Genomic DNA, 1,629 nt, shown 5'->3' on the forward strand with positions numbered 1-1,629 from the left:
GGATTGGAATGGCGCGCGGAACATAATGATCCGCGCTTTGTCGGCAACAACCACCAGGTTTTCACCTGGTGCTATACAGATCATTCCTGCTGATGGGTAGGTTTAGAGAGGTTAAATGTTGCACCAGGTGCCATCTATCCTAGAATGGATTGGAAAAGTTACAGCTGCTCTTCCAAAAGGCGCAATTAGCGGATAAACTAAGGTTGCTCTCCTGAGCTTGTGGTGATACTATATAGCAGTTCTTAATTGGGTGAGTGTAAGTATTCAGCCGTCAGCTGTCAGCTGTCAGCTGTCAGCTTAAAATAAACCTCGTTTGCGTAGTAAATTTTGAGTAGGGTGCGTTAGGGGGGCTCGCCCTAATTTGCCTCCTCGTAGCTAGCGTTGGAACAGCCCCCCCGTAACGCACCACCGGTTAAAATAGCTTCTAGGAGATGCACCCATTTAAAGTCTGGGGAAAAGCCCATCTAAGTATATGCGCTACGCGCACGCTACGCGAACAGTAGTCAGCCGTCAGCTTATTTTATTCAAAAGCTGTTCGCACCTCAAGTAGGGTGGCCACAGGTCTTGGCTGATAGCTGATAGCTGATAGCTGATAGCTGATAACTGAATGCTGATAGCTGAATGCTGATAGCTGAATCCTTACAACGTAACTGGGAAGAAAGCCAACATGACTAGTGCAACTGTTCGGAAAAATCCTTATATTAGAAGAAATCCTTACATTGTTGGTCGTCCCATTTCTGAACCAGAATTATTTTTCGGTAGACGCAACAAGTTTGAATTCATTGAGGACAACCTCCAGCAGGGCGTACAGGTAATTTTGTTCCATGGTCAACGACGTATTGGTAAATCCACTGTACTTAAACAAATTCCCAATTTTGTTGGGCAAGATGAATTTGTGTTTGTTCAGTTTGATCTACAGGACAAAAGTCAGTTATCCCTTAGCCGTGTTCTATACAGTTTAGGACAAGCTATTATTAAACAAATTCAGCTAGAATCTGACCCTATTAATCTACCAAGCATTACGGAATTAGAAACCAATCCGAATCTTTTTGCAGATAGCTTTTTACCAAAAGTCTATAAAGAATTAGGGTATAAAAAGCTGGTGTTGTTGCTAGATTAATTTGATGTGTTGAGTAGTAACTATTATACCTCAGAGCTTGCTTCATCAAAGGAGTCTTCATCTGAAACGTTTTTCCATTATTTAAAATTTCTAATCGAACAAGATCAGCGATTATTTATTATTCCGTTTATAGGACGGCAACTGGATGATATGCCCAAGTTGCTGGGATTATTTAAAGGTGCTCCTAGCCAAAAAGTTGGCTTGCTCAGTGAACGAAGTGCCACAGAGTTAATTACTGAACCAGCTAAGGGGTCTTTGACCTACGAGTCGGAGGCAATCGATGCTATCTTAGCATTAACATCAGGTCATCCCTATTTCACTCAGGTCCTATGTCATGCACTGTTTGCTCAAGCTAGAACTGAACAAAAGTGGCAGGTAACTCGTGATGATGTGACTAGAATTGTTGATGATGCCATTGAAATTGGTGAAGGAGGATTAACCTGGTTTCGGGATGGATTACCGATTCTGGAACGAGTGATATTTTCCGCAGTAGCAGAGGCTCAAAAAAA

At 42.3% G+C, this 1,629-nt stretch carries 1 protein-coding gene and 1 pseudogene; both read left to right on the forward strand.

Annotated features, from left to right (window positions below; translation table 11 throughout):
* Positions 1-667 precede the first annotated feature (667 nt).
* Positions 668-1,120 (forward strand): ATP-binding protein, encoded by a 453-nt coding sequence (locus F6K37_RS41490; RefSeq protein WP_008191682.1) that lies wholly within the window; start codon positions 668-670, stop codon positions 1,118-1,120.
* A gap of 9 nt (positions 1,121-1,129) precedes the next feature.
* Positions 1,130-1,629, forward strand: a pseudogene (locus tag F6K37_RS41495) (ABC transporter substrate-binding protein); the annotation flags it as partial.

This window comes from Moorena sp. SIO4E2, from assembly GCF_010671945.1.
Taxonomy (GTDB): domain Bacteria; phylum Cyanobacteriota; class Cyanobacteriia; order Cyanobacteriales; family Coleofasciculaceae; genus Moorena; species Moorena producens.

Coding starts and splice junctions, on each gene's coding strand:
- F6K37_RS41490 (WP_008191682.1), top strand. CDS start 668: ATGACTAGTGCAACTGTTCGGAAAAATCCTTATATTAGAAGAAATCCT.